We start from the raw sequence: 240 nt of genomic DNA, 5'->3' as shown, positions 1-240 counted from the left end.
CAGTGCAGGCACGGTCAGTAACAACGGTGCCAGCGCAGCGCAGTTAAGCACGGGCGGCGACAATAGTTCGGTCAATTTCGCCGGGCACTTACAAGATGGGCTCAGCGCCATTGCTCTGAATAAAATCGGCAGTGGCACGCAGACTTTGAGTGCCGCCAATAGCTACAGCGGGCTCACCACTATCAGCGCCGGCACGTTGCAGCTCGGTGCTGGTGGCAGCAGCGGTAGCGTGGGTAGCGC

Annotated in this window: 1 protein-coding gene; it reads left to right on the top strand. The window is 60.4% G+C overall.

Translation table 11 applies throughout. The features are described 5' to 3' along the window. Nucleotides 1-240, top strand: a 240-nt coding sequence (locus QN347_RS20815; RefSeq protein WP_323494549.1) for an autotransporter-associated beta strand repeat-containing protein, incomplete at both ends; no start/stop codon positions are given.

It is taken from the genome of Sphingomonas sp. 10B4, from assembly GCF_035019905.1.
Lineage (GTDB): Bacteria > Pseudomonadota > Alphaproteobacteria > Sphingomonadales > Sphingomonadaceae > Sphingomonas > Sphingomonas glacialis.
Note: the sequence above shows the minus strand (reverse complement) of the source record. Positions and strands in the feature narration are given on the sequence as shown.